This is a genomic window from Streptomyces sp. NPDC001068, assembly GCF_042897315.1.
Classification (GTDB): Bacteria; Actinomycetota; Actinomycetes; order Streptomycetales; family Streptomycetaceae; genus Streptomyces.
This window is the reverse complement of the sequence record NZ_JBIAYD010000013.1, coordinates 77,601-103,144: the sequence shown is the minus strand read 5'-3', so window position 1 is coordinate 103,144 and position 25,544 is coordinate 77,601. Positions and strand designations below refer to the sequence as shown.

General features: G+C 72.9%; 27 protein-coding genes. 9 read left to right on the top strand and 18 right to left on the bottom strand.

Features of this window, described 5'->3' with window-relative positions; all coding sequences use genetic code 11:
• Positions 1-428: 428 nt before the first annotated feature.
• Positions 429-866 carry a DUF4442 domain-containing protein gene (locus ACFY3I_RS33275; protein ID WP_390864920.1) on the bottom strand — a complete coding sequence of 146 codons (438 nt, stop codon included), beginning with the start codon at positions 864-866 and terminating at the stop codon, positions 429-431.
• A 193-nt stretch (positions 867-1,059) separates the two neighbouring features.
• On the opposite strand from ACFY3I_RS33275, the gene ACFY3I_RS33270 reads away from it, so the two are divergent.
• Complete coding sequence (locus tag ACFY3I_RS33270; protein WP_390864738.1) at positions 1,060-2,088, top strand: hypothetical protein; 1,029 nt, start codon at positions 1,060-1,062, stop codon at positions 2,086-2,088.
• 70 nt (positions 2,089-2,158) lie between these two features.
• Positions 2,159-3,478: an MFS transporter gene (locus ACFY3I_RS33265; protein ID WP_390864737.1), complete on the top strand. Its 1,320-nt coding sequence runs from the start codon at positions 2,159-2,161 to the stop codon at positions 3,476-3,478.
• Here the strand turns inward: ACFY3I_RS33265 and ACFY3I_RS33260 are convergent.
• Positions 3,440-4,285 carry a fused MFS/spermidine synthase gene (locus ACFY3I_RS33260; RefSeq protein ID WP_365285120.1) on the bottom strand — a complete coding sequence of 282 codons (846 nt, stop codon included), beginning with the start codon at positions 4,283-4,285 and terminating at the stop codon, positions 3,440-3,442. The genes ACFY3I_RS33265 and ACFY3I_RS33260 overlap by 39 nt on opposite strands.
• 133 nt (positions 4,286-4,418) lie before the next feature.
• Positions 4,419-5,588 carry an elongation factor Tu gene (gene tuf, locus ACFY3I_RS33255; RefSeq protein ID WP_390864736.1) on the bottom strand — a complete coding sequence of 390 codons (1,170 nt, stop codon included), beginning with the start codon at positions 5,586-5,588 and terminating at the stop codon, positions 4,419-4,421.
• A 333-nt stretch (positions 5,589-5,921) separates the two neighbouring features.
• On the opposite strand from tuf, the gene ACFY3I_RS33250 reads away from it, so the two are divergent.
• On the top strand, positions 5,922-6,683 hold the full coding sequence (locus ACFY3I_RS33250) for a TVP38/TMEM64 family protein (protein ID WP_390864735.1): 762 nt from the start codon (positions 5,922-5,924) through the stop codon (positions 6,681-6,683).
• A 65-nt stretch (positions 6,684-6,748) separates the two neighbouring features.
• On the opposite strand, the gene ACFY3I_RS33245 is transcribed toward ACFY3I_RS33250, so the two are convergent.
• The 4 genes from ACFY3I_RS33245 to ACFY3I_RS33230 form a co-directional block, all read right to left on the bottom strand.
• Complete coding sequence (locus ACFY3I_RS33245; protein WP_365285114.1) at positions 6,749-7,921, bottom strand: thiolase family protein; 1,173 nt, start codon at positions 7,919-7,921, stop codon at positions 6,749-6,751.
• Between the two features lie 213 nt (positions 7,922-8,134).
• Complete coding sequence (locus ACFY3I_RS33240) at positions 8,135-8,491, bottom strand: hypothetical protein (protein ID WP_390864734.1); 357 nt, start codon at positions 8,489-8,491, stop codon at positions 8,135-8,137.
• The gene (locus ACFY3I_RS33235; protein ID WP_365285112.1) at positions 8,485-9,414 is read right to left on the bottom strand and encodes a PmoA family protein; all 930 of its coding nucleotides are present in this window, start codon (positions 9,412-9,414) and stop codon (positions 8,485-8,487) included. The genes ACFY3I_RS33240 and ACFY3I_RS33235 overlap by 7 nt, the downstream gene beginning before the upstream one ends.
• Entirely contained in the window at positions 9,411-10,577 is a 1,167-nt protein-coding gene (locus tag ACFY3I_RS33230) for a Gfo/Idh/MocA family protein (protein WP_390864733.1), read from the bottom strand. The genes ACFY3I_RS33235 and ACFY3I_RS33230 overlap by 4 nt, the downstream gene beginning before the upstream one ends.
• A gap of 278 nt (positions 10,578-10,855) precedes the next feature.
• Between ACFY3I_RS33230 and ACFY3I_RS33225 the strand changes: the two genes are divergently transcribed.
• Positions 10,856-11,731 (top strand): undecaprenyl-diphosphate phosphatase, encoded by an 876-nt coding sequence (locus tag ACFY3I_RS33225; protein ID WP_365285108.1) that lies wholly within the window; start codon positions 10,856-10,858, stop codon positions 11,729-11,731.
• Between the two features lie 245 nt (positions 11,732-11,976).
• Here the strand turns inward: ACFY3I_RS33225 and ACFY3I_RS33220 are convergent, their stop codons facing one another.
• Positions 11,977-12,318 (bottom strand): DUF4440 domain-containing protein, encoded by a 342-nt coding sequence (locus ACFY3I_RS33220; protein WP_390864919.1) that lies wholly within the window; start codon positions 12,316-12,318, stop codon positions 11,977-11,979.
• Between the two features lie 395 nt (positions 12,319-12,713).
• On the opposite strand from ACFY3I_RS33220, the gene ACFY3I_RS33215 reads away from it, so the two are divergent.
• Entirely contained in the window at positions 12,714-12,893 is a 180-nt protein-coding gene (locus tag ACFY3I_RS33215) for a hypothetical protein (protein ID WP_365285106.1), read from the top strand.
• A gap of 13 nt (positions 12,894-12,906) precedes the next feature.
• Here the strand turns inward: ACFY3I_RS33215 and ACFY3I_RS33210 are convergent, their stop codons facing one another.
• Positions 12,907-13,647: an SDR family oxidoreductase gene (locus ACFY3I_RS33210; protein WP_390864732.1), complete on the bottom strand. Its 741-nt coding sequence runs from the start codon at positions 13,645-13,647 to the stop codon at positions 12,907-12,909.
• Between the two features lie 367 nt (positions 13,648-14,014).
• Here ACFY3I_RS33210 and ACFY3I_RS33205 point away from each other — a divergent pair, with 367 nt between their 5' ends.
• Together ACFY3I_RS33205 and lnt are read left to right on the top strand one after the other, a co-directional pair.
• Positions 14,015-14,500: a nuclear transport factor 2 family protein gene (locus tag ACFY3I_RS33205; RefSeq protein ID WP_365285102.1), complete on the top strand. Its 486-nt coding sequence runs from the start codon at positions 14,015-14,017 to the stop codon at positions 14,498-14,500.
• A gap of 76 nt (positions 14,501-14,576) precedes the next feature.
• On the top strand, positions 14,577-16,157 hold the full coding sequence (gene lnt / locus ACFY3I_RS33200; RefSeq protein WP_390864731.1) for an apolipoprotein N-acyltransferase: 1,581 nt from the start codon (positions 14,577-14,579) through the stop codon (positions 16,155-16,157).
• Here the strand turns inward: lnt and ACFY3I_RS33195 are convergent.
• Positions 16,075-16,986 (bottom strand): Gfo/Idh/MocA family oxidoreductase, encoded by a 912-nt coding sequence (locus ACFY3I_RS33195; RefSeq protein ID WP_365285098.1) that lies wholly within the window; start codon positions 16,984-16,986, stop codon positions 16,075-16,077. The two genes, lnt and ACFY3I_RS33195, sit on opposite strands and share 83 nt — an antisense overlap.
• A gap of 96 nt (positions 16,987-17,082) precedes the next feature.
• Between ACFY3I_RS33195 and ACFY3I_RS33190 the strand changes: the two genes are divergently transcribed.
• Both ACFY3I_RS33190 and ACFY3I_RS33185 read left to right on the top strand, forming a co-directional pair.
• Positions 17,083-17,595, top strand: coding sequence for a DinB family protein (locus ACFY3I_RS33190; RefSeq protein WP_390864730.1), 513 nt, complete (start codon positions 17,083-17,085; stop codon positions 17,593-17,595).
• A gap of 112 nt (positions 17,596-17,707) precedes the next feature.
• Positions 17,708-18,184, top strand: a complete 477-nt coding sequence (locus ACFY3I_RS33185; RefSeq protein ID WP_390864729.1) for a hypothetical protein — start codon at positions 17,708-17,710, stop codon at positions 18,182-18,184.
• A gap of 175 nt (positions 18,185-18,359) precedes the next feature.
• On the opposite strand, the gene ACFY3I_RS33180 is transcribed toward ACFY3I_RS33185, so the two are convergent.
• The 8 genes from ACFY3I_RS33180 to ACFY3I_RS33145 all read right to left on the bottom strand — a co-directional run bounded on the left by ACFY3I_RS33180 (position 18,360) and on the right by ACFY3I_RS33145 (position 25,425).
• Positions 18,360-18,860 carry a hypothetical protein gene (locus ACFY3I_RS33180; RefSeq protein WP_365285092.1) on the bottom strand — a complete coding sequence of 167 codons (501 nt, stop codon included), beginning with the start codon at positions 18,858-18,860 and terminating at the stop codon, positions 18,360-18,362.
• 424 nt (positions 18,861-19,284) lie between these two features.
• Complete coding sequence (gene ung / locus ACFY3I_RS33175; RefSeq protein WP_365285444.1) at positions 19,285-19,971, bottom strand: uracil-DNA glycosylase; 687 nt, start codon at positions 19,969-19,971, stop codon at positions 19,285-19,287.
• Positions 19,972-20,063: 92 nt separating this feature from the next.
• Positions 20,064-21,638, bottom strand: a complete 1,575-nt coding sequence (locus ACFY3I_RS33170; RefSeq protein ID WP_390864728.1) for an ABC transporter substrate-binding protein — start codon at positions 21,636-21,638, stop codon at positions 20,064-20,066.
• 232 nt (positions 21,639-21,870) lie between these two features.
• The gene (locus tag ACFY3I_RS33165) at positions 21,871-22,632 is read right to left on the bottom strand and encodes an SDR family oxidoreductase (protein ID WP_390864727.1); all 762 of its coding nucleotides are present in this window, start codon (positions 22,630-22,632) and stop codon (positions 21,871-21,873) included.
• Positions 22,633-22,674: 42 nt separating this feature from the next.
• Positions 22,675-23,436: a 3-oxoacyl-ACP reductase FabG gene (fabG, locus tag ACFY3I_RS33160; protein WP_390864726.1), complete on the bottom strand. Its 762-nt coding sequence runs from the start codon at positions 23,434-23,436 to the stop codon at positions 22,675-22,677.
• Between the two features lie 152 nt (positions 23,437-23,588).
• A complete protein-coding gene (locus ACFY3I_RS33155; RefSeq protein ID WP_365285084.1) occupies positions 23,589-24,038 on the bottom strand; it encodes a DUF3037 domain-containing protein in 450 nt (149 codons plus the stop codon).
• Positions 24,035-24,811, bottom strand: coding sequence for a HipA family kinase (locus ACFY3I_RS33150; RefSeq protein ID WP_390864725.1), 777 nt, complete (start codon positions 24,809-24,811; stop codon positions 24,035-24,037). The genes ACFY3I_RS33155 and ACFY3I_RS33150 overlap by 4 nt, the downstream gene beginning before the upstream one ends.
• A 257-nt stretch (positions 24,812-25,068) precedes the next feature.
• Positions 25,069-25,425 (bottom strand): hypothetical protein, encoded by a 357-nt coding sequence (locus tag ACFY3I_RS33145; RefSeq protein WP_390864724.1) that lies wholly within the window; start codon positions 25,423-25,425, stop codon positions 25,069-25,071.
• Between the last annotated feature and the right edge of the window lie 119 nt (positions 25,426-25,544).

The window sequence follows — 25,544 nt, the reverse complement described above, 5'->3', positions numbered from 1 at the left end:
ACACGCAGGCGGGGCCTTTGCGCTGAACCCGCCCCGCCCAAGACGGGCCCTACAAGCCGGGTGTGGCGCCGCGTTTCACCGTCCAGGGCGACGACCGGGCAGAGACCTCGGCGGACTCCGGCTGCTCCTCGGCGCCGGAGTACAGGTGGAGATGCCGCCTGTGGAAGTGACCCGGGCACGATGAGGACGACGTCATCCTGCTGCGGCGGCAGATCCGGGTCGTCAGGAACCGGCTGCTCCTCTCTCTGTCCAAGGGCGGGAAGACTCTCTGCCCAAGGGCGGGAAGACGCGAACGGTGCCGCCGCCGAAGCAGCCGGACCGGCGGCGGTGGACGCCTGGTTCGCGGGGGATCGCCAAAAGATCTCCCTGGCTGCTCCCTGGAGGTTTTCCGGGAGGGCCGGGGAGATCCTTTGTCGCGGGCAGACGGGTCAGCTGTTGGGGCGCAGGGTCCAGACGACCGTCATCTCGCCGGTCACCGCGCCGTCCTCGCGGGTGATGGCGACGGTGACCGGGAACTCGGGGCGCTTGCCCTCGTCGAGTTCGGCGACGACGTCGGCGACCGGGCGGCCCAGGGTCGCGGTCGCCTTGACCGGGCCGAGTGCCACCTTCTTGTAGGCGATCTCGGCGCTGACCGCGAGCGGTACTGCGCGGGAGAGCTGGTCGCCGAAGGCGGCGAGGACGATCGCGCCGCTGGCCGACTCGGCCAGGGTGAACATCGCACCCGCGTGCGGCCCGCCGATGTGGTTGTGGAAGTCGGCCTGGTCCGGGAGGGACAGCACGGCCCGCTCCGGAGTGGTCTCCAGGTACTCCAGGTTGAGGGTCCGCACCATCGGGACCGTGGCGGCGAGCATCTCGCCGATCGACATCTGGTCAGTGCTCATGGCCATCATGTTACTCACGGGTAGTAGAGGCTGGCCAGAGCCTCCGCCACGACCGTCGCCACCGCCGCGGTCGCCCCTCCTGCCGCCCGCGCGTCCGCGCCCCGCGTCCGCCCCCCGCGCCCGGCCTCGCCAACCCGGACGGTGACCGGCGCCCCGCGCGGCACTAGGGTTACGGGCCATGTGGCCAGAACAGCAGCCGCCAGGGGGCGAGCAGAACCCGCAGAACAACCCGTATCAGCAACCGGGTTACCAGCAGCCGAACCCGTACCAGCAGCCCGGCTACCAGCAGTACCCGCCACAGGGCGGGTACGGGCAGCAGCCCCAGGGCGGGTACGGGCAGCAGCCCCAGTGGGGTGGGCCTGGACCGGCCGGCGGTCCGCAGGCTCCGCGGGGCGGGGGCGGCGGCAACCGGACGAAGCTGGTCGCGGTCATCGCCGCGACGGCCGTCGTGGTGGCCGCCGGGGTGACCGGGTTCCTGGTGCTCGGGGGCAAGAAGGACGACAAGGCCGACAACGGCAAGGACCGGCGGACCTCCCAGTCGCCCGCACCCTCGCCGACCGCCTCCGCGTCCGCCTCGACGGACGACGACCCGCGCGGTGAGGAGACCGAGAAGCCGACGGTCGCGGGCTGGAAGACCGTCGTGAACCCCAAGTGGGGCACGGCGTTCGACGTGCCCGCCGACTGGGAGGTCCTCACCTCCGGTACGTCCATCGGCTTCGAGGACAAGGACGGCAAGCCGATCATCACCATGTCGGGCGCCGCCCAGTACAAGTCGAAGTGGTGCACGAGCGACGACGACAAGGACGGCAGGACCGAGGACACGTCCCTCGCTGGGGCCGGCACCAAGGGCGAGAGCGGCGCGAAGAGCGGCGGGGACGCGGCCGTCCGGGAGGTCCCCTGGTGGGTCTACGGCGGCTACACGCAGCCGGACAAGAAGACCATCGGCTACGACAGGAAGGCCACCGCCTACACCACCGCCTCCGGTCTCAAGGGCGCCTACGCCTGGGCGCGTTCGGCGCACACCCCGCAGAAGGGCAAGTGCGCGAGCGACGGCAAGGCGATCACCTTCGGTTTCGAGAACTCGGCCGGCGACCTGGTGTCCTGGGACTTCTACGGTGCCAAGGGCGTCAAGGGCGAGGTCCCCACGGCGACGATCATGAAGATCCTCAGCACCGTCCGGCTGCACGGCACGCCGACCGGGGGCTGACCAGGTCAGGGGGCCCGCGAGCCCGGCAATCGGTTTGGCAAGCCCGACCTCCGGCAGGGATAGTCAGGCGGTGACCTCCACCTCCGACGCCCCCGGCACCCCCGGCATCCCCGCCCGCCTGCGCAGACCCGGCTGGGCGGGCCGCAACTACAGTCTGCTGACCGCGGCGGCGGTCGTCACGAGTCTGGGCGCCAACGGTTCGCTGATCGCCGCCGCGTTCGCGGTCCTCGGGGCGGGCGGCGACGGCGGGGACGTCGGTCTGGTGGCCGCCGCCCGGACCCTTCCGCTGGTGCTGTTCCTGCTCATCGGCGGCGCGGTGGCCGACCGGTTCCCCCGCCACCGGGTGATGGTCGCGGCCAACGCCCTCAACTTCCTCTCCCAGGGCGCCTTCGCCGTGCTGGTGCTCACGGGCGAGCCCCGCCTGTGGCAGATGATGCTGCTCACCGCGCTGGGCGGCACCGGTCAGGCGTTCTTCAGCCCGGCCGCCGAGGGCATGCTGATGTCCTCGGTCAGCGGTGAGCAGGCAGGGCGTGCCTTCGCCGTGTTCCGGATCGCGATGCAGGGCGCGGCCCTCGGCGGCGCGGCGCTGGGCGGTGCGCTGGTGGCGGCGGTGGGGCCGGGCTGGGTGCTGGCGGTGGACGCGGGGGCGTTCGCCGTCGCCGCCGCCCTGCGCTCGTTCCTCGACGTCAGCCACATCCCGCCGCGCACCCCCGGTGAGGGGATGCTGGCCGACCTCAGGGAGGGCTGGCGGGAGGTCAAGGGGCGCCCCTGGCTGTGGGGCATCGTCGTCCAGTTCTCGATCGCGAACGCGGTGGTGGGCGCGGCCGACGCGGTCTACGGTCCACTGGTCGCCCGGGACAGCCTGGGCGGACCGGGCCCGTGGGGACTGGCGCTGGGCGCCTTCGGCGCGGGCACGGTGGCGGGCGCCCTGCTGATGACCCGCTGGAAACCCCGTCGGCCGCTGTTCGCCGGCACGCTGTGCATCTTCCCGCTGGCCCTGCCGTCGGCGGCGCTGGCGGTGCCCGTACCGGTGGCCGTCCTCTACCTGGTGATGTTCGTCTCCGGGACCATGGTCGAGGTCTTCGGGGTCTCCTGGATGACCGTGCTGCACCAGGAGATACCCGAGGACAAGCTCTCCCGGGTCTCCGCCTACGACTGGTTCGGCTCGGTCTCCCTGCTGCCGCTGGCCACCGCGCTGGCGGGCCCGGCCGAGGACGCGTTCGGCCGGAGTCCGGCGCTGTGGGGCTGCGCGGGTCTGGTCGTCGCGGTGACCGCCGCGGTCCTGCTGGTGCCGGACGTCCGCAACCTCACCCGCCGCACGGTCCGGGTCACCGCCCGGCCGGAGCCCGCGTCACCCGATGCCGAACGTTCCGCCGGGGGGCTCGGGTGACGGCACCGCGTCCGCGTCGGCGACCGGTCCGGCACCGCCGATGAACCGCCGCAGCGCGGGGCCGTGCTCGATCCGCGCCGGAAAGGCGTCGGCGGCGGCGCGCCGGGCCGGGCCCGCCAGGTCGACGGGCCGGTGGGAGGCGACGAGCACCGCGTTCCCGAACCGCCGCCCGCGCAGTACCCCCGGTTCGGCGATCATCGCCAGCTCCTCGAACACCGCGGCGAACGTGGCGAGTTGGGAGCGCAGGAAGTCGAAGGGCGCGGAGTCCGCTAGGTTGGCGAGGTAGACGCCGTCGTCCCGCAGCACCCGCTGGACCTCCCGCGCGTAGCCCAGTGAGGTCAGATGGGCGGGGATCCGGGACCCCCCGAAGACGTCGCCGATCAGCACGTCGGCGGAGTCCCCCGGAGCCCCCTCCAGCCAGCGCCGGGCGTCGGCGGCGTGCAGGGCGATCCCGGCGCGGTCCGGCAGCGGCAGGTGTTCGGAGACCAGGTCCAGCAGCCCCCGGTCGGCGTCCACGACGTCCTGCCGTGACCCCGGCCGGGTGGCCGCGACGTACCGGGGCAGGGTGAGGGCGCCCCCGCCGAGGTGCAGCGCGTCCAGGGGCGCCCCGGTCTCCGCCACGGCGTCCAGCACGTACCCGAGCCGCCTGGTGTACTCGAACTCCAGGTGCGCCGGCTCGTCGAGATCGACGTACGACTGGGGCGCCCCGTCGACGGTCAGCAGCCACGCCCGTTCCCGGTCGACGTCGGGCATGAGCTTGGCGGTGCCGTGGTCGGTGACCCGGACGACGGGTATGGCTTCGTTCACGCCTCCATTGTGCGGTGCGCGGGCCCGCCCAGGGCGCGGGTGACCGCACGACCGGCCCCGTACCGGCCCGCCCCGCGGCCACCCGTACCCCCACGACAGCGCACCCGCGTACCGCGCACCGCCACCCGCGACCTCACTCCACGGCGGTCACGGTGCCGGCGCCCACGGTCCGGCCGCCCTCACGGATGGCGAACCCCAGCCCCGGCTCCAACGGCACCTCCCGGCCCAGCTCCACGGTCATCTCCACCGTGTCCCCGGGCCGCGCGACCGCCGCCGCGCCGAGGTCGACGTCGCCGACCACGTCCGCGGTGCGGATGTAGAACTGCGGGCGGTACCCCGTGGCGACGGGGGTCGTGCGGCCCCCTTCGCGCCCCGAGAGCACGTACACCCGGGCCGAGAAGCGCCGCGCGGGCGTCACGCTCCCCGGCGCCGCCACCACGTGCCCGCGTCGCACCGCGTCCCGCGCCACCCCGCGCAGCAGCAGCGCCACGTTGTCCCCGGCCTGCGCCTCGTCCATCGGCTTGCCGAAGGTCTCCAGGCCGGTGACGACGGTCTCGACGTCCGCGCCGAGCACCTCGACCCGGTCGCCGACCCGTACCGTCCCCCGCTCCACGGCACCGGTCACGACGGTCCCGCGCCCGGTGATGGTGAGCACGTTCTCCACCGGCAGCAGGAACGGCGCGTCCAGATACCGCTCCGGCATCGGCACGTACGTGTCCACCGCGTCGAGCAGCGCCTCGACGGACGCCGTCCACCGCGGGTCCCCCTCCAGGGCCTTGAGCCCGGAGACCCGTACGACGGGCACGGAGTCGCCGCCGTACCCCTGGGCGGTGAGGAGGTCGCGGACCTCCAGTTCGACCAGGTCGGTGAGCTCCTCGTCGCCCGCGTCGGCCTTGTTCAGCGCGACCACGATGTGGTCGACACCCACCTGCCGCGCGAGCAGTACGTGTTCGGCGGTCTGCGGCATGATCCCGTCGAGCGCGGAGACCACCAGGATCGCGCCGTCCAGCTGGGCGGCCCCGGTGACCATGTTCTTGACGTAGTCGGCATGGCCCGGCATGTCCACGTGGGCGTAATGCCGGGTGTCGGTCTCGTACTCGACGTGCGCGATGTTGATGGTGATGCCCCGGGCGGCCTCCTCCGGGGCCCGGTCGATGCGCTCGAACGGCACGAAGGTGCCGGTGCCGCGCTCGGCGAGGATCTTGGTGATGGCTGCGGTCAGGGTCGTCTTGCCGTGGTCGACATGGCCCATCGTGCCGATGTTGAGATGCGGTTTGGTGCGGACGTACGCCGTCTTGGGCATGGCTCTACCTCGAAGCCTGAACTGCGGTGAAGCGTCCGGTCGGAGCGGGACGCGGGGACCCCGGCGATCCGCCGACCCTCCCCCTGCGGGGTCCGCCGGACGATCCGGGGAGGGTCAGCCTCGGGCGCCGTCGACAGCGACCGGGAGAACGGGGACGGCAGCCTTCGGCGCGTCCGCGACCGCGGACGCTGCGAGGAGGAAGGCGTACCTGAACATGACTCAGATCATCGCCGACGGGTCGCCGCACGTCGAACGGTTTTCCGTGGCGCCGGTTTCGCCCGGACGACACGAACCGTACGGCGATCACACATCTGGGTCGGCTAGTGTCACGGAATGCTCGATGCCAACCGCTCTGGCACCGCCACGGCCGTTCCCCCGGCCGCCGCCAAGGAGCTGACCACTGCCGTGTCCCGTCCGGTGAGCTTCGCCACCCGCTGCACGAGAGTGCTGCTGTCGCCGTGGGCGCGGCTGTCCCTGCTCGTCGTCCTGCTCGCGGCGGCCGCGTCGTCGGTGCTGCTCTTCGAACCGCAGAAGCTGCTGACCCGGGGCTGGCCGCCCCAGGTCGAGGGCACCACCGCGGTGGTGGTCTTCGCCGTGGCGTACGGCCTGATCACGGTGGCGTTCGTACCCAGACCGTTCCTGAACCTGGCGGCCGGCGCGCTGTTCGGTTCGGTGCTCGGGATGGGCGCGGCCATGGCGGGCACCCTGCTCGGGGCCTGGATCTCGTTCGCGCTCGGCCGTCTTCTCGGCCAGGACGCGCTGCGTCCGCTGCTGCGCGGCCGGCTGCTGCACGCCGCGGACAACCAGTTCAGCAAGCACGGCTTCCGCTCGATGCTGGCGGTCCGGCTGTTCCCCGGCGTCCCGTTCTGGGCCGCCAACTACGCGGCGTCCGTCTCCCGTATGCGCTACGCGCCGTACCTGCTGGCGACGGGGCTGGGTTCGATCCCGAACGTCGCCGCGTACGTGGTGGCCGGGGCGCGGGCCTCGGCACCGACCTCCCCGGTCTTCCTGATCTCGGTGGCGGCGATCGTGGTCCCGGCGGTCGCGGGCGCGGTGGTGGCCTGGCGGAAGCGCCACCACCTGCGCGCCAGGTAGACCCCGGCGGCGCTGACGAGCCACCGTCGGCTCCCCCCGGCCCCGGCCTGATCCGCCGGAAGGCCCTACCGCACCGCTTCCAGGATCATGGCGTTGGCCAGCCCGCCCGCCTCGCACATGGTCTGCAGACCGAAGCGGGCCCCGCGCTCCCGCATCGCGTGCACCAGGGTCGTGGTCAGCCGGGTCCCGCTCGCCCCGAGCGGGTGCCCGAGCGCGATGGCGCCGCCGTGCACGTTGACCTTCGCCAGGTCCGCCCCGGTCTCCTGCCGCCAGGCCAGCACCACGCTGGAGAACGCTTCGTTCACCTCGAAGAGGTCGATGTCCCCGAGGCCGAGACCGGCCTTGCGCAGCACCTTCTCGGTGGCGGGGATCACGCCGGTCAGCATCAGCAGCGGGTCGGATCCGGTCACGGCGAACGAGTGCAGGCGGGCCAGCGGCCGCAGCCCGAGCCGCTCGGCGGTCTCGCCGGCCATGATCAGCACGGCGGAGGCGCCGTCGTTGATCGGGCTGGCGTTGCCCGCCGTGACCCCCCAGTCGATCTGCGGGAAGCGCTCGGCGAAACCGGGGTCGTAGTAGGCGGGCTTGAGCCCGGCGAGGACCTCGGCGGTGGTGCCCGGCCGTACCGACTCGTCGCGGCCGACCCCCTCCAGCGGCGCCACCTCGGCGTCGAAGAGCCCCGCCTCCCAGGCGGCCGCGGCCTTCTGGTGCGAGGAGACGGCGAAGGCGTCCATCTCCGCCCGGCCGATCGACCACTTCGCCGCGATGAGTTCGGCGCTGATGCCCTGCGGGACCAGGCCCTCGGGGTAGCGGGCGGCGACTCCGGGGCCGAAGGGGTCCTTGCCGGCCGGCACGTTGGACCACATCGGCACCCGGCTCATGGACTCGACACCGCAGGCCACGACGATGTCGTAGGCGCCGGACATGACGCCCTGCGCCGCGAAGTGCACGGCCTGCTGGGAGGAGCCGCACTGGCGGTCGACGGTGGTCGCCGGGACGGTCTCCGGCAGGCCCGCGGAGAGCACCGCGTACCGGGTGGTGTTCATGGCCTGCTCGCCGACCTGGTCGACGGTCCCGCCGATCACGTCGTCGATGAGGGCCGGGTCGACGCCGGAGCGCTCGACGAGGGTGCGCAGGGTGTGAGCCAGGAGCTCGACCGGGTGGACGTGCGCGAGGGAGCCGTTCGGCTTGCCCTTCCCGACGGGGGTGCGTACGGCTTCGACGATGACTGCGTCACGCATCTGGGGACCTCGATTGCGAGTCTTGATTACCGGTGAGTAGGGAATCCGAATTCACCATAACTCCGTGAGTAGGAAAATCCAACCGTCTCCGGGGCGGGCGGGTGCCGGCCCCCGGCCACGGCCGCGCTCACACGGCAGGGCGCGGACGACAGGGCGCATACGGCAGAGCGCGGACGGTCCGAAACCGTCCGCGCCCTGCCGCCCACTGCACCCCTACTGCCCCTGCCGGTACACGTCCAGCCGCCCGCACATCCCGAACCGGCCCTGCTCAAGGGCTGTTCGGCCTGTACGACAGCGCCCGCGAGATGACCGCTCCCGCTCGGCCTCCGCCGCGTCCGCCGGGACCGCGGTCACCGAGGCGTACGTCCGCGGGTCGGCCGGGTAGCGCGGCGGCAGCGTCAGCGCCGCGCCCCGGCCGCCGGTGACCACGTACACCTCCGAACCCGCCAGGTGCGGATGGGGAGTTCCGCCGCGCGCCCCGTCCGCGTCGGGCCAGTCGTAGGCGCACGGACGGGAGACCGCGATCCCGCCCGGCAGCCCCGCGAACCCGGATCCCCCGCCGTTCACCACGGATGCGCCTCCAGGTAGGAGGCGATGTCCGCGCGCTCCCAGGAGCCGTGCGCGACGACCATCCGGTAGCGGCGTCGGAGGGTGTCGCCCGGGGCCAGTTCGAGTTCGTCGTGGAAGGCCCAGGACGGGGCGATGCCGGCGAACGGGTCGTTGCGCACGAACCAGTGCGCCGGGTGGCCGCCTCCCGCGCCCGTGTGGTCGTTCTCGGGGGCGTGCTGGAAGACCACGGTGGCGTGGCCGTCGGCGCCGTCGTGCTCGCCGGACAGGGCCAGCCACGACGACTGGGAGCCCATCAGCCCGGGTCCCTCGCCCCGGGGCCCGATGATCCGGCCGCCCCTGAAGGCCCGCGGACCACGCCAGAACAGACCTGTGTAGCCGGCCTGTTCGCGGCCCGCCGTGGTCGGGCTGCCGAACCGGAGCGGCTCGCCGCGGACGTTGGTGACGGCACTGGACCAGGTCAGCGCCCAGGTGCCGGCCCCGGGGTCGACGTCCTGGACCTCGATGCGCCGCCGCTCCTCGGCCCACCGGGTGCCCTCGTGCGGATGCCAGGTCAGCCGCTCCGCGACGACCAGCCGGCCGTCCGCGGCGGACAGCTCGTCGAAGCCGGCATGCCGCATCGAGCCGACCCGCTCCGGCAGGACGAGGTAACCCTCGCCGTGCACATAGGAGTTGCCGCCCCACAGGTTCGCGCCGGACAGGTGCGAGGCGGTCAGCGACAGGCCCTTGTGCCAGCGGTGGTCGTTGGGCCGGTAGTCGGTGACGACGTCCCCGGCGAGGGTGCGGATCGGGTGCAGATAGGGCTTGGGGGCCTCCCAGGCCGCCTCGGGCCGGTAGACGTAGACGAGGAGCCGCACCCCGGTGACCGGCTCGGTCACGGTGATCCGGTCGCCGTGGGTGTGCGTGATCCGCAGCTCGCCGCTCACGCGGGCACCTCCTCGCGCCCGGCCGGCGCCCAGCCCGGGGCACCTCCGTGCAGGACCGTGTAATAAGGATCTCCGGGCCCGATCCCGTCCGCACGTACGGTGGCTCCGGTGAACGCGGCCTTGTACAGCGCGGTGATCAGCTCCAGGCTCGTGCGCCCGTCGGCGCCGCTGCCGCGCGGCCGCTCCCCCGCGCGCATGGCGGCGATCAGCTCGCGCAGCTGCGCCAGGTGCGAGCTGGGCACGTCCGGGCCGAAGTCCCGCCAGGCCGCCGCCTCGGCGGCCGGGACGCCCGGGGCCGGGGTGACCTGCCAGTTCGCGTTCGAGTGACCGTAGAGATGGGTGAGTTCGACGGTGGCCCGCTCGCAGTCGACGCGGATGCGGCTGACCTCGTCGGGGCTGAGCACGCTGTTGACGACGGTCGCCAGGGCACCGCTCTCGAACCGGACCAGTGCGGTGGAGACGTCCTCGGTCTCCACGTCGTGCACCAGCCGGGCCGCCATCGCGCGGACCTCGCGCCACGGCCCGAGCAGGTCGAGGAGGAGGTCCGTCTGGTGGATGCCGTGGCCCATCGCCGGGCCGCCGCCCTCGGTCGCCCAGCGGCCCCGCCAGGGCACGGCGTAGTAGGCGGTGTCCCGGTACCAGGTGGTCTGGCAGTGGGCGACCAGGGGGCGGCCCAGCGACCCCTCGGCCAGCAGCCGCCGTACGTGGGTGGCGGCGGAGCCGAACCGGTGCTGGAAGACGATCGAGGCGTACGGGCCGCCGTCGGTGCCCTCCTCCGCCTCGATGGCGTCGAAGTCGGCGAGCGAGGGCACCGGCGGCTTCTCGCACCACACCCAGGCGCCGGCCCGCAGCGCGGCCACCGTCTGGTCCCGGTGCAGGGTCGGCGGCGTGCCGATGGTGACCAGGTCGGGCCGCTGCTCGGCGAGCATCCGGTCCAGATCGGTGTAGGCGTGCGGGATGCCGGCCTCGGCGCCGAACGCCTCGACGGCTCTGGCATCGATGTCAACGGCGGCGACGACCTCGGTCTCGCCCTCCGCGGCCAGCCGGGCCAGCGCGGGCAGATGGGAGCCGCGCCCGATGGCGCCGGCGCCGACGACGGCGGCCCGGATCCGGCGGCCGGCGAACGGGCTCGCGGCGCCGGCGGCGTGGGGCGTGCGGGGCATGGACGTGATCAGCGCTCCTCCGGCTGGGACCGACGATGGGCGCGAACCGTCGCCCGGCGTGCGCCGCGCCCGCACTCCGACCTCCGGGGAGCAAGCGCTTTCTCCTGGGGAAACGTAAGCGGCGGCGCCCGGGGCGGTCAACACCCCCTCACGCCCGTCCCCCGCCGAACCCCTGTGTCCGCCCGGCCGCCGCCGCCCGCTACGCTGCCGTTGCACACGCATGATCACGCGCGCCGCGTGCCCACCAGCCTCTCTCACCCCTGGGACGCCGTACCTTCATGTCTTGGTTTGAATCGCTGATCCTCGGACTCGTCCAGGGGCTGACCGAGTTCCTGCCCGTCTCCTCCAGTGCGCATCTGCGGCTGACCGCGGCCTTCTCCGGCTGGCGGGACCCCGGCGCGGCCTTCACGGCGATCACCCAGATCGGCACGGAGGCCGCGGTCCTCATCTACTTCCGCAAGGACATCGGGCGGATCGTCTCGGCCTGGTTCCGGTCGCTGTTCGACAAGGCGACGCGGGGCGACCACGACGCCAAGATGGGCTGGCTGGTGATCGTCGGATCGATCCCGATCGGGCTGCTCGGCGTGACGCTCAAGGACCAGATCGAGGGTCCCTTCCGCGACCTGCGGATCACGGCGACCATGCTCGTCGTCGTCGGCATCGTCATCGGCGTCGCCGACCGGCTGGCCGCCCGCGACGAGAAGGGCGGCCGGCACCGGGCGCCCAAGCAGCGCAAGACGCTGGAGAACCTGAGCGTGAAGGACGGCCTCGTCTACGGCCTCTGCCAGGCCTGCGCCCTGATCCCCGGCGTCTCCCGCTCCGGGGCGACCATCAGCGGCGGCCTGTTCATGGGCTACAAGCGTGAGGCGGCGGCCCGTTACTCCTTCCTGCTGGCGGTTCCGGCGGTCCTCGCCTCCGGTGCCTTCGAGGTCAAGGACTCGGTGGGCGAGGGCCATGTCGCCTGGGGACCCACGCTGTTCGCCACGGTGATCGCGTTCGCCTCCGGATACGCCGTCATCGCGTGGTTCATGAAGTGGATCTCCAACAAGAGCTTCATGCCGTTCGTCTGGTACCGCATCGCCCTCGGCATCGTGATCATCGCCCTGGTCTCGGCGGACGTACTGAGCCCGCACGCGGCGGAGTCGGCCGGATAGACCGTGTCCGGCCGTCCCCGTCCCGCCCGGAGCGCGGCCTCGCGCCGAGAGCGGACACGAGGCGGACGGGAACGCCGAACGGGCCCTGCGGCCTGAGCCGCGGGTCCGGCACGGCCTGCCCGGACCGGCCGGCCCTCGCCAGGCGCCGTGCCGTGCCGTCGGCGGACCCGGGATCCGCGCCCCGGAGTCGGCGGGCGGACGCCGAACACCGTGTACCGGCGCCGCGCCCTTCACGGGTGACGGGGTCAGGCGGCCGCAGTGCCCTGGTGGAAGTAGACCCGCCAACCGGTCTCCGTCAGCCGCCACAGGGAGCTGCGCCGGGCCAGGCGCCCCTGGCTGTCCGCGAAGTACGTCAGATGGACGATGCCCGGGGCGAGCACGGTGCCGGACATCTCGCTCACCCGGACCGGCGACTCGGGCGTCACCGATCCGTCGCTGGTCGCCGTGAGGATCGACACCGCGTCCCAGCGGCGGCCGGACGCGCCGATCTCGGTGAACTCCGGGTCGAGGAGCTCCAGGACCCGGTCCGGACAGGCCCGCACCTCGGGATCGAGAAGCCGCAACTCCCCGTCGACGGCCGCCTGCACCGCGCGTGCGTCCTCCTGCGCCCGGCGTAGGTCCTCCCGCACGGCGCGTGCGTCCTCGTTCGTCATGCGGAGAGGCTACGGCCCCCGGCCGTGCGGACCCAGCGGATATCCCCCGCACGGCCGGCGGAGCCGAGCAGCGGGTGTCCGGCGCGCGTGCGACTCATCTCGGCCAACCCCGCAAGCCCGCCCGTCCTCGGGGTGCCGGAAGCGCCGGACCGGCTCCGGGGCGGGGAAGGCCAGCGCAGCGGCGTGCCGCCGGGTCCGTGCCGCGAACACTCACCCGGCAAATGCCAAGGAACGGCGCCCCGTTGACGGTGTCACCCGTGACCAACCCCATACGGTCTGCGTAGCCGCCCGGTGGCGCACGGTCAGTTCTTACCCCTAGGCTGTTCGGTATGTCCCCCGATTCCCGAACCCCTGGTTCCGCACGGTCCGCCGCCGAGGTCAACGACCTCATCCGGGCCCTGTGGCTGCGTACGGGCGGCACGCTGTCGGCACAGGAACGGGCGGAGTACGAGCAGTTGGTGGTCGAGTGGGCCGAGGCGATCCGCGCCCGGATCATCGAGGCGGCCTGACCGGCGACCGGGTTCAGCGCCCGCCGGAGACCCGCAGCACCGCGCCCGTCGTGTAGGACGCCTCCGGCGAGAGCAGCCAGGCGATGGCGGCTGCGATCTCCTCCGGTCGGGCCGGCCGCCCCAACGGCACCGTGGCACCGATCCGTTGGGCTCGTCCCGGCTCGCCCATCGCGGCATGCATGTCGGTGTCGACGGCCCCCGGTGCGACCGCGTTGACCCGCACCCCGTCCGGACCGAGCTCCTTGGCGAGGCCCACGGTCAGCGCGTCGACCGCCGCCTTCGTGGCCGCGTAGTGGACGTACTCGCCGGGGCTGCCGAGCGTGGCCGCCGCCGAGGACACGTTGACGATCGCCCCGCTCCCCCGCGCGGCCATCAGCCGGGCCGCCCGCCGCGAACACAGCAGCGCGCCCAGCAGGTTGACCTCGACGACCCGGCGCAGATCGGCGCCGTCCGCATCCACCAGGCGTCCCAACGGGCCGGTCACCGCGGCGTTGTTGACCAGTCCGGTGACGGCGCCCAGGTCCCGTTCCGCCGTGTCGAACAGCCGCTCCACATCGGCTTCCACGGCCGTGTCGACCGGTACGGCGACACAGCGCGCCCCACCCTCGCGTACCGCGTCCGCGACCGTCTCGGCGGCACCGGCGTCCCGGACGTACCCGATCACGACGTCATGCCCGTCGGCGGCCAGCCGCAGACAGGTCGCGGCACCGATACCACGGCTTCCACCGGTGACGACGGTGACGGGACGTGCCATGCGAACCTCCTGGGAAGGACGGGACGACGATCCTACGGCGGGCGGCACCGGGGGCACGGATCCGCCGGTCACCGCGGCGGAGGCCGGTCCGGCGGGCGCGCGAGCGGCCGGCCCGGAGTCGGCGGCCGGCCCACCGGAGACGGACCACCGGGGTCCCGGTGCGGTTCCGGACTCCGGGGGTCCCGGCACGGTCCCGGACTCCGGCGGCCGCGACCCGACCGGCCCCACCGAACCCGCGTTCCCTTCGGGCCCGTCGGTCGCGCACACGACCGAGCCCGGCACCGGTCCGGTGCGAACATCGCCGAATATCACCCGCATATCGCCCGCACCCCTTGGCTGTGTCCGCCCCGTACCCAACACTGAGCCGATGACGCAGCGCGTGGAGCTCGCGACCGTGATGGACCGGCTGGCCGTCGACGGACTGGTCACCGACTACGCGGTGGCCGTCGACGACGGGGACTGGATGGCGTACCGCAGACTGTTCACCGCGGACGGGCGGGCCGACTACCGCTCGGCCGGCGGGATCGAGGGCGACGCGGGACAGGTTGCCGGATGGCTGTCGGAGAACCTGACCCTGTTCTCGATGCGGCAGCATCTGATCGTCAACCGCCAGGTGCGGTTCGGCGTCCTGGAGCACGACAGCGGGGACACGGCCCGCCTCCAGGCCGACTACATCAACCCCATGCGGTTCGCCGGGGGCGACGAGACCTCCACCGCCCCGGACTTCGTGTGCGGCGGCCGCTACGCCTTCGCCTTCCTGCGCACCCGGGACGGCTGGCGGCTGCGCCAGGTGGTCGTCGAGGAGAAGTGGCGCGGGATGAGCGTGCGGCAGGCGGCGGCCGTACCGGACTGACCCCGCGCCCGTGCCCCCTGTCGGAGATCCCCGCCGTTCCCGCACACTGGAAGGACCCGCGAGCAGGAGGCGACGCATGAGGACCGTCGAGCGCTGGCTCACCTCCCCCTGGCGGCGTTCCTGCGTGGCGGCGCTCGCGGGCGCACTGCCCGTACTGGCCTTTCCCGCGCCGGCCCTGTGGTGGTTCGCCTATGTCGCCCTGGTCCCCTGGCTGCTGCTGGCCCGCTCGGCGCCGACCGGGCGGCGGGCGGCGGCGGACGGCTGGAGCGGCGGGTTCGGGTTCATGGTCGCCGTGCACCACTGGCTGCTGCCGAGCCTGCACGTCTTCATCTTCCTGATCGCCGGGCTGCTCAGCGTCCTGTGGGCGCCCTGGGGGGTGGTGACCCGCCGGCTGCTGGGCGGCACCCCGTCACCGGGCCGGGCCGCGGTCGCCGTGCTGGTCCTGCCGTCGGGCTGGCTGGCGGTGGAGCTGGTGCGGTCCTGGCAGGGGCTGGGCGGCCCGTGGGGCATGCTCGGCGCCACCCAGTGGCAGGTGACGCCCGCGCTGCGGCTGGCCTCCGTGGGCGGTGTGTGGCTGCTGAGTTTCCTGGTCGTGGCCGTCAACGTGGCGCTGACGGTGCTCGTCGCGGTGCGCGCGGCGCGGGTGCCCGCGTTGGCCTCGCTGGTGGCGACGGCCGCGGCCACCTCCGCCGCCTGGGTCTGGTCGCCGCGACCGGACGTGGACGGCGAGGTCCGGATCGCCGTCGTGCAGCCCGGTGTCGTCGACGGCAGCGACAGCGGTGACCGGCGCTTCGACCTGGAGGAGCGGCTGACCAGGCAACTGGCCGGGCACCGTCCCGACCTGGTCGTCTGGGGCGAGAGCAGCGTCGGGTACGACCTCGGTGACCGGCCCGACCTGGCCCGGCGGCTCGCCGCGCTGGCCCGGGAGACCGGCGCGGACATCCTGGTCAACGTGGACGCCAGGCGCTCCGACCGGCCCGGCATCTACAAGAGTTCCCTCCTGGTGGGCGCGGACGGCCCGACCGGGGACCGGTACGACAAGATGCGGCTGGTTCCGTTCGGCGAGTACATACCGGCCCGTTCGCTGCTCGGCTGGGCCACCTCGGTCGGCAGGGCGGCCGGCGAGGACCGGCGCCGGGGCACCGAGCAGGTCGTGATGAACGTCGGCCACGGACTGCGGATCGGACCCATGGTCTGTTTCGAGACCGCGTTCCCCGACATGAGCCGGCATCTCGCCGCGGACGGCGCCGAGGTCCTGGTGGGCCAGACGTCGACGTCCTCGTTCCAGCACAGCTGGGCGCCCGAACAGCACGCCTCACTGGCCGCGCTGCGGGCCGCCGAGACCGGCCGCACCATGGTCCACGCCACGTTGACCGGGGTCTCCGCCGTGTACGGCCCGGACGGGGAGCGACTGGGCCCGTGGCTGGGCACGGACGCCAGTACGGCGCGGGTCTACACGGTGCCGGTCGCCCGCGGGGTCACGCCGTTCGTGCGGTACGGAGACTGGACGGTGGACGGCGCGCTGCTGGTGCTGGCCGGCTTCTGCGCGGGCGAGGTGCTGCGGCTGCGGGCGCTCAGGCTGCGCCGGGGTGCCGCCGGACCTCTCGTACCACGTGCTCGCACAGCTCATGAGTCGCCAGTGCGTCCCGGGCGCTGAGCACCTTGCCGGCGCGTACGGCGTCGAGGAAGGCGAGCACGGCCTGTTCGATGCCGCGCTGGCGGGCGACCGGCACCCAGTCGCCGCGTCGCCGGAGCGTCGGCTGCCCCTTGTGGTCGATCACCTCGGCGAGGTTGACGACCTGACGCTTGGTGTCCTGCCCGGACACCTCCAGGATCTCCTCCGCCGAGCCGCTGAGCCGGTTCATCACGCCGAGCGCGGTGAAGCCGTCCCCGGAGAGCTGGAGGACCACGTGGTGCAGCAGGCCCCCGGCGGCCCGGGCGCGCACGGTGATGTCGTCGACCGGGCCGGGAGCCAGGAAGCGGAGCGTGTCGACGACGTGGATGAAGTCGTCGAGGATCATCGCGCGCGGCTCCTCGGGCAGCCCCACGCGGTTCTTCTGCATCAGGACGAGCTCGCGCGGGTGGTCGGCGCACTGCACGTATCCGGGGGCGTACCGCCGGTTGAAGCCGACGAACAGCGACACCTCCCGGGCCTCGGCGAGGGCGACGAGGCGTGCGGAGTCGTCGAGCCGGTAGGCGAGCGGCTTGTCGACGTAGGTCGGTACACCCGCCTCCAGGAGCCGGGTGACGATCTCGGGGTGGACGTCGGTGGGCGCGTGCACGAAGGCCGCGTCGAGGTCCTGGGCGAGGAGGTCGTCGAGGGTGGCGTGCCGGCGGTCGGCGGGCAGCCGGAGCCCGTCGGCGACCTCGGTGAGGGTGGCCGGGGTGCGGGTCTGGAGATGGAGTTCGAGACCCGGCAGGGCGCCCAGCACCGGCAGATACGCCTTGCGCGCGATGTCGCCGAGTCCGATGCAGCCGACCTTCACTGACGCTCCCTCTCGCGGTTGCCTACGTGCCTGTCCGGAAGCATACGGGCCGATAATCCGTGGTGGGACCGGGCGGTATGGGCGAGGATGCCGGGCATGACGACGGAACGCCGTGAGCCCGCCTTCGACGCCGACGAACGCACCTCGCTGGAGGACTGGTTGGCCTTCCACCGGCAGACCCTCGCGGTGAAGTGCGAGGGCCTGACCGACGCCCAGCTCAGGACCGCGTCCGTGGAGCCGTCCCCGATGTCCCTGATGGGGCTGGTGCGGCACATGACCGACGTGGAGCGGTCCTGGTACCGCAGGGTCCTCGCCGACGAGGCGGCGCCCCCGCTCTACTGGACCGAGCAGGACCCGGACGCCGACTTCCATCACGCCGACACGGACACCTGGGAGGATGCCCACGCCCGTTGGCAGGCCGAGATCGAGGCCGCCCGGCGCAACGCGGCCGGCTTCGGCCTGGACGACCTCTCCAAGGGCCGCCACCGGCGCACCGGGCAGCGGATCAGCCTGCGCTGGATCCACACCCACATGATCGAGGAGTACGCCCGGCACAACGGCCACGCCGACCTGATCCGGGAGCGCATCGACGGTGCGACCGGCGACTGACGTCAGCCTGGCACCCGCCGGCCCCTCGTACGGGGTACGAGATCACCCGGGCGGGGCACCGAACTCCCGTCGGCGGTGTCAGCCTCCGCGCGAACCCAGCAGAGTTGCGCGGGTGCATCGAACGACCACCATCGCAGCGCTCCTGGTCACCGTGACCGTCTCGACCCTCTCCGGTTGCGTGACGGTCCAGCGCCCCGCGGCGCCCGGCCCGCCGCCCGGTACGGCGCCCTTGCAGCCGTCGGTGCCCCGACCGGACGGCACCGCCGAGCCACGGGTGGTGCAGGCGCCGGCCAAGGAAGCCCTGGAGATGGTCGGACCGTCCCGCCCCTCCCGCCCGGCCCGCCGGACCTCACCGCCGGCCGTCCACGCCCCCGCGCCGACGCCCCGGGCCGTGCACCGCGCCCCCGGCCCGGACGCGGCCGCCCCGCGTCCCCACCCCCCGCGAGCGCGCGGTCCGCAGCCCGGCACCCCCGGTCTCTCCGGGTCCGTGCCCAATCCACCGGACGTGTGCGGCCTCGGCACCCAGTACGGCGGCTGGCCCTCCGACAGCCCCCAGGCACGGATCTGCGAGCAGACGTACGGACGTTGACGCACCGGACCTGAGGGCTGTCCCGTGATCCCCGGCGGGCGCACGACGACAGCCACGCCACCTCGCAGCGTTGCCGGGGTCGCCCTGATACGCCCGGTACGAGGAAGACCCTCCGCCTTGCGACGCACCGCGTCCGACGCCGTGCGCCGACCCACCGGGGATCACGGGACAGCCCTCAGTTCGACCGCTGACCGGGCGGGCCCCAGGAGTCGCCGTCCGGCGTGTCGTCCTCTGCCAGCCGCAGTTCCAGGCGGCTGATCGCGGCCCGCACCCCGTCTCCGTACCCGTCGTCACCGAGGGCCGTGGCCGCTCCCCTGGCCCGGCGCAGATGGGTGCGGGCGGCCTCGGCCCGGCCCAGCTTGACGTAGTCGGCGGCGAGGTTCAGGTGCAGCGAGGGGTAGAAGCCGCGCAGCCCCACCGCGCCCTCGGCCTCGTCCGCCGCCGACAACGCCCGCAGGTCCCAGGCGAGTTCGTCGGACGGGTCGTCCTGGGTGTCAGCCAGGTAGTGCGCCAGGGTGCAGCGGTGCAGCGGCTCGCCGTGTTCGCCGAGCTCCGTCCACAGGTCGAGCAGACGCCGGCGGGCCTCCTCGCGGTCCCCGGCGTGGTGCAGCATCACGACCTGCCCGATCCGTGTGAGCACGGCATCGGGTGCCGTGCGCTCCTGTCGCTCCGCCACCGCTTCCTCCCAGCTCTCCGGCTGTCTGCGACGACGCTAACCGCCCGCGGGGCCGGCCGGGCCATCCGACCCGCCCCGGACCCGACGTGTCCCCGTCCGCGGGCCCGCCCTTCGGCCGAGCCTCCCGCACGTCCCGGACCGAAAGCCCGAGCGCTCCGCCGCCTGGCACGGGGGCCGCGCGCGGGCGGCACACGGGACCGCACGCGAGCCGCGCGGAAGCCGACCGCTCCCGCGACCGCAGCGCCGTCCGAGCCCCCACCCGACGCTCGCCCCGGCCCCCCGATGCTCGCCCCCCCCGCCAGCGGCCCCTCCCCCCGGCACCCCTCCCCCGGCCCCCCCAGGCACCCCTCCTCCAGCGGCCCGATGGCCCCCCAGCCATCGGCCCCCCTGCCGGCCCCCGTGGCTGCGCGGGACCGCCCGGCGCTCAGCCCAGGTTCGGGATCCGCCAGTCGATCGGCTCGTGGCCCTGGGCCGCGACCGCCTCGTCGATCTGCGTGAAGGGCCGGGAGCCGAAGAACTTCTTCGCGGACAGCGGGGACGGGTGGGCGCCCTGGACCACCACGTGCCGGGTCTCGTCGATGAGCCGGAGCTTCTTCTGCGCGTAGCCGCCCCACAGGACGAAGACCGCGGGGTCGGGCCGCTCGGCGACCGCGCGGATCACGGCGTCCGTGAACTTCTCCCAGCCCTTGTTCTTGTGGGAGTTGGCCTCACCGGCGCGGACCGTGAGCACCGCGTTGAGCAGCAGGACGCCCTGCTGGGCCCACGGCATCAGATAGCCGTTGTCCGGCGTCTCCTCCCAGCCGAGCTCGCCCTTCATCTCCTTGTAGATGTTCCGCAGGGACGGCGGGATCCGCACCCCGGGGCGGACCGAGAAGCACAGGCCGTGGCCCTGGCCCTCGCCGTGGTAGGGGTCCTGCCCGAGGACCAGCACCTTGACCTGCTCGTAGGGCGTGGCCTCCAGCGCGGCGAAGACCTCCTCGCGGGGCGGATAGACAGGGCCGTTCGCCCGCTCCTCCTCGACGAACTCGGTCAGCTCCTTGAAGTAGGGCTGCTGCAGTTCGTCGCCCAGAACCCCGCGCCAGGACTCGGGCAGCATGGCGATGTCGGTCACGTCAACGTCCTCACGATCTACGGTCACTTGCGGTTCCTGCCGATGACGAAGAACCTACAGGCGGCCACTGACAATCGCCCTCGCGCACCGGCTCACCAGCTGGTCTTGCGGTGCAGCGTCCACATCATCATGATCGTCGACGGGTCCAGCGCCTGCTCGCCGCCGGAGACGTCGACGCTCGCGGCGATGTACTGCCGCCCCTGCCACAGCGGGATCAGCCGGGCGTCGTCGACGAGGATCTGCTGGGCCTGCTTGAACTGCCTGACGGCCTCGCCGCGGTCGCTCTCGCTACGCCACTCGGGCAGCAGCCTGCCGGTGATGACGGGTGACGGGTAAGGCGTCCCCAGGGCGTTCTGTTCGCCGACGAAGGGGGCGATGAAGTTGTCCGCGTCGGGGAAATCCGGGAACCAGCCGCGTCCGAACACTGGGTACTCGCCCTTCTGGTAGCCGACGACGTAGGTCTTCCAGGGCCGGCTCCGGAGCGTGATGGCGAACAGCCCCGATTCGTCGAGCTGTTGCTTGAGCTCCTGGAACATGAGGGCGGTCTCGGAGCCGTAGCGGTCGGTGGTGTACCAGAAGGTGAGCGGGACCTTCCGGGTGATCCCGGCGTCGGTGAGGATCTTGCGGGCCTTGGCGGCGCTGGGGGCGCCGTAGGTGTCGGAGAAGCCGGTGCCGTGGCCGGTGAGACCCGCCGGGACCATGGAGTAGAGCGGGTCGACGGTGTCCTTGTAGACGCTGTGGGTGATCGACGCGCGGTCGACGAGCTGGGCGACGGCCTTGCGTACGGCGGGCGTCCTCGCCCACGGGTCCCTGGGGTTGAACACCAGGTAGCTGATGTCGGTGCCGGTGCCGTCGACCAGTTGCAGCTCGGTGTCGTCGTGCGCCTCCAGCGCGACGATGTCGGAGGCGGCGAGGCCGCGGTAGGTGACGTCGATGTCCCCGGAGCGCAGGGCCTTGACCATGGTCGAGGAGTCCCGGAAGTAGCGGATGGTCACCGCGTCGTTCTGCCGGTCGGCGAAGCCCCGGTAGCGGTCGTTGCGCACGAGTACGGCCCGTTTGCCGTCGTCGTAGGACTTCAGTGTGTACGGGCCGGAGCCGTGCACCGAGTCGTCCTCGCGCAGCGAGTGGGCCGGGTAGTCGTCGGGGTCGACGATGGACATGGCCGGGGTGGCGAGGACGAACGGGAAGGTGGTGTCGGCCTTGTTGAGGTGGAACACCACCTCGCGGTCGCCGACGGTCCGCACCTCGTCGAGGCTGCCGAGCAGTCCGGCGGGTCCGCTGGGCGCGGCGACGGTCCGGATCCGGTCGATGGAGTACTTGACGGCCCGCGCGTCGAGCGTGTCGCCGTCCGAGAACTTCAGGTCCGGGCGCAGCTCGCAGCGGTAGGTGCGGTTGCCGGAGTCCGTGAAGGCGCACTTCTCGGCGGCGTCGGGCTGCGGGGTGGTGGCGCCGTCGGGGTAGGCGAGCAGCGTCTGGTAGATGTTCCGGAACAGCTCCCAGGAGCCGTCCCAGGAACCGGCGGGGTCCAGGGTGCTGGGGGCGCTGGTGGTCCCGACGACGATCGGCTCGCCCTTCGAACCGCTGCCGGAGAACACACCGCAGCCGGCCACCAGGGACAGGGACGCGGCAGCGGCCGCTCTTCGAAGGCCTCGCTTGCGGTTGAACACGCGCTCGCTCCTCGGTCCGCCGTACCAGGGGTCGGCGGCAGACCATACCGCAGCGTTGTCCTCCTCGAACCGCCCCGGAAACACGGGCGTTGATCGAATGTGATATGACGACGTTGTCAATCGGCCGGGTGGATCCCGGACGACGATCCGGGCGCCGTTTCCGCCATTTCCCAGACGAAATGTCTGTGACGAAGACGACGCCCGGTGGCGAGCGCGACGATCTGCCGTACCGTCAGGCGACGCCGGCGTTGAGGAAGATGCCGCCGTCCACGACGAGGGTCTGACCGGTGACCCAGTCGGACTGCCCGGAGGTCAGGAACGCGGCCGCGCCGCCGATGTCCGAGGGCACGCCGAGCCGCTGGAGCGGGTAGCCCGCGGCGGCCTCCGCCTCCCGGCCCTCGTAGAGCGCCTCCGCGAACTTGGTCTTGACGACCGCGGGCGCGATCGCGTTGACCCGGACGCGCGGCGCGAACTCGTGCGCCAGCTGCTGGGTCAGGTTGATCATCGCGGCCTTGCTGATGCCGTACGCGCCGATGAACGGCGAGGCCGACAGACCGGCGACGGAGGCGATGTTGACGATGGCGCCGCCGTTCTCCTTCTGCCAGGCGTGCCAGGTCTTCTGGGCGAAGCCGAGGGCCGAGACCACGTTGGTCTCGAACACCTTGCGGGCCACGTCCAGGTCGACGTCGGCGATCGGGCCGAACACCGGGTTGGTGCCGGCGTTGTTGACCAGGAAGTCGACGCGTCCGAAGGCCTCCATGGTGCGCGCGACGACCTCGCTCTGGTGGTCCAGGTCGTGCGCCTTGCCTGCGACGCCGATGACCCGCTCGGAGCCGAGGCTCTGCACGGCCTCCTTCAGCGTGTCCTCGTTGCGGCCGGTGATGGCGACCCGGTCGCCGCGGGCGATCAGCGCCTCGGCGACGCCGTAGCCGATGCCGCGGCTGGCGCCGGTGACGATGGCGACCTTGCCGGAGAGCTCGGGCAGTTCAGTCATGTGCGTGATCCTCGATAGTCCCTGGTGAGTCCGTGGCGCCCGCTAGTCCAGCGGTCCGCCGGCCACGTACAGCACCTGGCCGGAGACGAAGCCGGCCGCCTCGTTCGTGAAGAAGGCGATGGCGTTGGCGATGTCCTCGGGCTCGCCGACGCGCTGCACCGGGATCTGGGTGGCGGCGGCGGCCTTGAACTCCTCGAAGCCCATCTTCACGCGCTCGGCGGTGGCCTTGGTCATCTCGGTGGCGATGAAGCCCGGGGCGACGGCGTTGGCGGTGATGCCGAACTTGCCGAGTTCGATGGCGAGGGTCTTGGTGAAGCCCTGCAGACCGGCCTTGGCGGCGGAGTAGTTGGCCTGGCCGCGGTTGCCGAGCGCGGAGGAGGAGGACAGGTTGACGACCCGGCCCCAGCCGGCCTCGACCATGTGCTGCTGGACGGCCTTCGTCATCAGGAAGGAGCCGCGCAGGTGGACGTTGAGGACCGTGTCCCAGTCGGACGCGGACATCTTGAACAGCAGGTTGTCGCGGAGCACGCCGGCGTTGTTGACCAGGATGGTCGGGGCGCCGAGCTCCTCGGCCACCCGGGTGATCGCGGCGGCGACCTGGGCCTCGTCGGAGACGTCGGCACCGACCGCGATCGCCTTGCCGCCGGCCGCGGTGATCTTCTCGACGGTGTCCTTGCAGGCGGCCTCGTCGAGGTCGACGACGGCGACCGCGCGGCCCTCGGCGGCCAGTCGTACGGCGGTGGCCGCGCCGATACCGCGCGCGGCACCCGTGACGACCGCGACCCGCTGCTCTGTGGTGGACATTCCTGTGTCTCCTCGCCCTTGAGAGAACCTGATCGGGTGAGCCCGCTCACGGAGCCCGCCCTGCGGTGAGCGACCGCTTAGTACCTTCAGTAGACGTGACGCTAGAAGCCCTGGCACCCGGTGTCAACGTCACACCGCGCGGGTGTGATCCATTACCTCACCAGGAGATCGAGCAACCGCTCGGTCTCGGCCGCCGCGTCGAGGGTGAGTCCGGTGTGCACGGGACCCGGCTGCACGACCGTCGAGCGGGGCGCGACGAGCCAGCGGAAGCGCCGCCCCGGGTCGTCGCCGGCCGCGTGCCCGGCCGCCGCGCCGCCCGCGCAGACGGCCTCGACCGCGCCGAGCGCGGCCCGCACCCCGGCCGGGTCCGCGTCCGGGTCCAGGGCGAGCAGCCGGGCCTCGTCCAGATGGGTGCGCGCGCCGACGTACGCCTTGGCCCGACAGTAGACGATCACGCCCGCGTTGATGCACTCGCCCCGCTCCACACGGGGCACGACACGCAGCAGGGCGTACTCGAAGACGTCCCGGTCGCCGCCCTGGCCGGATCGGGTGATGTGGCGCTCGACCACATGTCCGGCCACATGGATGTGGGTCTGGCTCACTTGGCTCCCTCGGTGCGGGGCTCGATGCCGGTGATGCGGTCGTGGATGACGGCGGCCCGGGCGAGCAGCGGCCGGGCATAGGCCCGTCGCAGGTCGTCGGGGGTGTCGAAGCCGGGCTCGTCGGCCAGCCACACGTCCGGGACCTCGGCGGTGACCTCGGCGAGCAGGTCCTCGGTGACCAGCGGCGCCAACTCGGCCGCGGCCGCCAAGACATCGGGGGCGAAGGCGCTCAGGGCGTGGGCGGCGGCATCGTAGGGGCGCGCGGCGGAGGCCTCGGCGGCGGGCCAGTTGTGCTGCCAGATCATGGTGGCGCCGTGGTCGATGAGCCACAGGTCGCCGCGGTGCACCAGCAGGTTGGGGTTGCGCCACGAGCGGTCGACGTTGTTGATCAGCGCGTCGAACCAGACGATCCGCCCGGCCTCCTCGGGGCCCACCGCGAAGGCCAGCGGGTCGAAGCCGAGGGCACCGGAGAGGAAGCCCATGCCGAGGTTGGTGCCGCCGCTGCCCCGCAGCAGGTCCTGGACCTGCTGTTCCGGTTCGCCGAGCCCCAGCACCGGGTCCACCTCGACGGTGACCAGACGGGGCATGCGGAACCCGAGCCGGCGGGCGAGTTCCCCGCAGACCACCTCGGCGACCAGTGTCTTGCGGCCCTGACCCGCGCCGGCGAACTTCAGGACGTACGTCCCGAAGTCGTCGGCCTCGACGAGTCCCGGCAGTGAGCCACCCTCACGCAGGGGCGTGATGTAGCGGGTCGCGACGACCTCTTCCAACACTTCGCCAGGCCACCTGTCTCTTCGACTTCGCGATCGACGGCCGGCCCGGGTGCCTTCCCGGCACCGGTCTCCGGCACGAAGTGAGCATAGTAACCGGGCGTGATCACGGGTGGCGGGCGCCCGTGCCCCGGCCGTCCGGCACCGCGCGGGAAGCGCGGTGGCGGACGGCCGAAGGCCCCGGGGCCCGGTCGGTCAGCGGGTACCGGACACCAGGGCGGGGCGTCGGGCGGAGGACCTTCGGGCGGAGGGCCGTCGGGTCACTTGCGTCCGGTCAGGAAGACCGAACGCAGTGTGAGCCTGTCCGTGGCGGGACGCCCGTGCGGGCGCAGCGTCCAGGAGTCGCCGGTGCAGTCGGGGGCGGTGAACACGACCACCCATTCGTCGGTGTCGTTGTGCGGGGCGAAGGCGGGCTCCGAGGAGGCCGGGTCGGCGACCTCGGGGAGGACCACGCAGCCGGGGCCCTGCGGATCGTGGAAGGTGGCCGACTGCGGCGTGCCGTCGAGCCCGACGAACCGGTAGGAGAAGTCGCCGGTGGCGGCACTCGCGGACGCAGACTGCGTGACGACGAGGGCGAGCGCGCCGAGGACGGCGGCAGCGGTGTGGCGAAGGCGCATGAATCGTCTTTCTGTCCGGCAGGCCGACGGCGCTCCGGGCAACCGTCACCCGGCGCGTTGGCTGGATCCGTGTGCGCCATCCCCCGGCCGCGGCCCCGTGACGCGTGGTGTCACCCGCA

What these genes read in the sequence shown, in the direction of transcription:
- ACFY3I_RS33275 (WP_390864920.1), bottom strand. Translation starts at nt 866, where the DNA reads ATGTCGATCGGCGAGATGCTCGCCGCCACGGTCCCGATGGTGCGGACC.
- ACFY3I_RS33270 (WP_390864738.1), top strand. Translation starts at nt 1,060, where the DNA reads ATGTGGCCAGAACAGCAGCCGCCAGGGGGCGAGCAGAACCCGCAGAAC.
- tuf (WP_390864736.1), bottom strand. Translation starts at nt 5,588, where the DNA reads ATGCCCAAGACGGCGTACGTCCGCACCAAACCGCATCTCAACATCGGC.
- ACFY3I_RS33250 (WP_390864735.1), top strand. Translation starts at nt 5,922, where the DNA reads ATGCTCGATGCCAACCGCTCTGGCACCGCCACGGCCGTTCCCCCGGCC.
- ACFY3I_RS33245 (WP_365285114.1), bottom strand. Translation starts at nt 7,921, where the DNA reads ATGCGTGACGCAGTCATCGTCGAAGCCGTACGCACCCCCGTCGGGAAG.
- ACFY3I_RS33230 (WP_390864733.1), bottom strand. Translation starts at nt 10,577, where the DNA reads ATGCCCCGCACGCCCCACGCCGCCGGCGCCGCGAGCCCGTTCGCCGGC.
- ACFY3I_RS33225 (WP_365285108.1), top strand. Translation starts at nt 10,856, where the DNA reads ATGTCTTGGTTTGAATCGCTGATCCTCGGACTCGTCCAGGGGCTGACC.
- ACFY3I_RS33215 (WP_365285106.1), top strand. Translation starts at nt 12,714, where the DNA reads ATGTCCCCCGATTCCCGAACCCCTGGTTCCGCACGGTCCGCCGCCGAG.
- ACFY3I_RS33210 (WP_390864732.1), bottom strand. Translation starts at nt 13,647, where the DNA reads ATGGCACGTCCCGTCACCGTCGTCACCGGTGGAAGCCGTGGTATCGGT.
- ACFY3I_RS33205 (WP_365285102.1), top strand. Translation starts at nt 14,015, where the DNA reads ATGACGCAGCGCGTGGAGCTCGCGACCGTGATGGACCGGCTGGCCGTC.
- lnt (WP_390864731.1), top strand. Translation starts at nt 14,577, where the DNA reads ATGAGGACCGTCGAGCGCTGGCTCACCTCCCCCTGGCGGCGTTCCTGC.
- ACFY3I_RS33190 (WP_390864730.1), top strand. Translation starts at nt 17,083, where the DNA reads ATGACGACGGAACGCCGTGAGCCCGCCTTCGACGCCGACGAACGCACC.
- ACFY3I_RS33165 (WP_390864727.1), bottom strand. Translation starts at nt 22,632, where the DNA reads ATGACTGAACTGCCCGAGCTCTCCGGCAAGGTCGCCATCGTCACCGGC.
- fabG (WP_390864726.1), bottom strand. Translation starts at nt 23,436, where the DNA reads ATGTCCACCACAGAGCAGCGGGTCGCGGTCGTCACGGGTGCCGCGCGC.
- ACFY3I_RS33145 (WP_390864724.1), bottom strand. Translation starts at nt 25,425, where the DNA reads ATGCGCCTTCGCCACACCGCTGCCGCCGTCCTCGGCGCGCTCGCCCTC.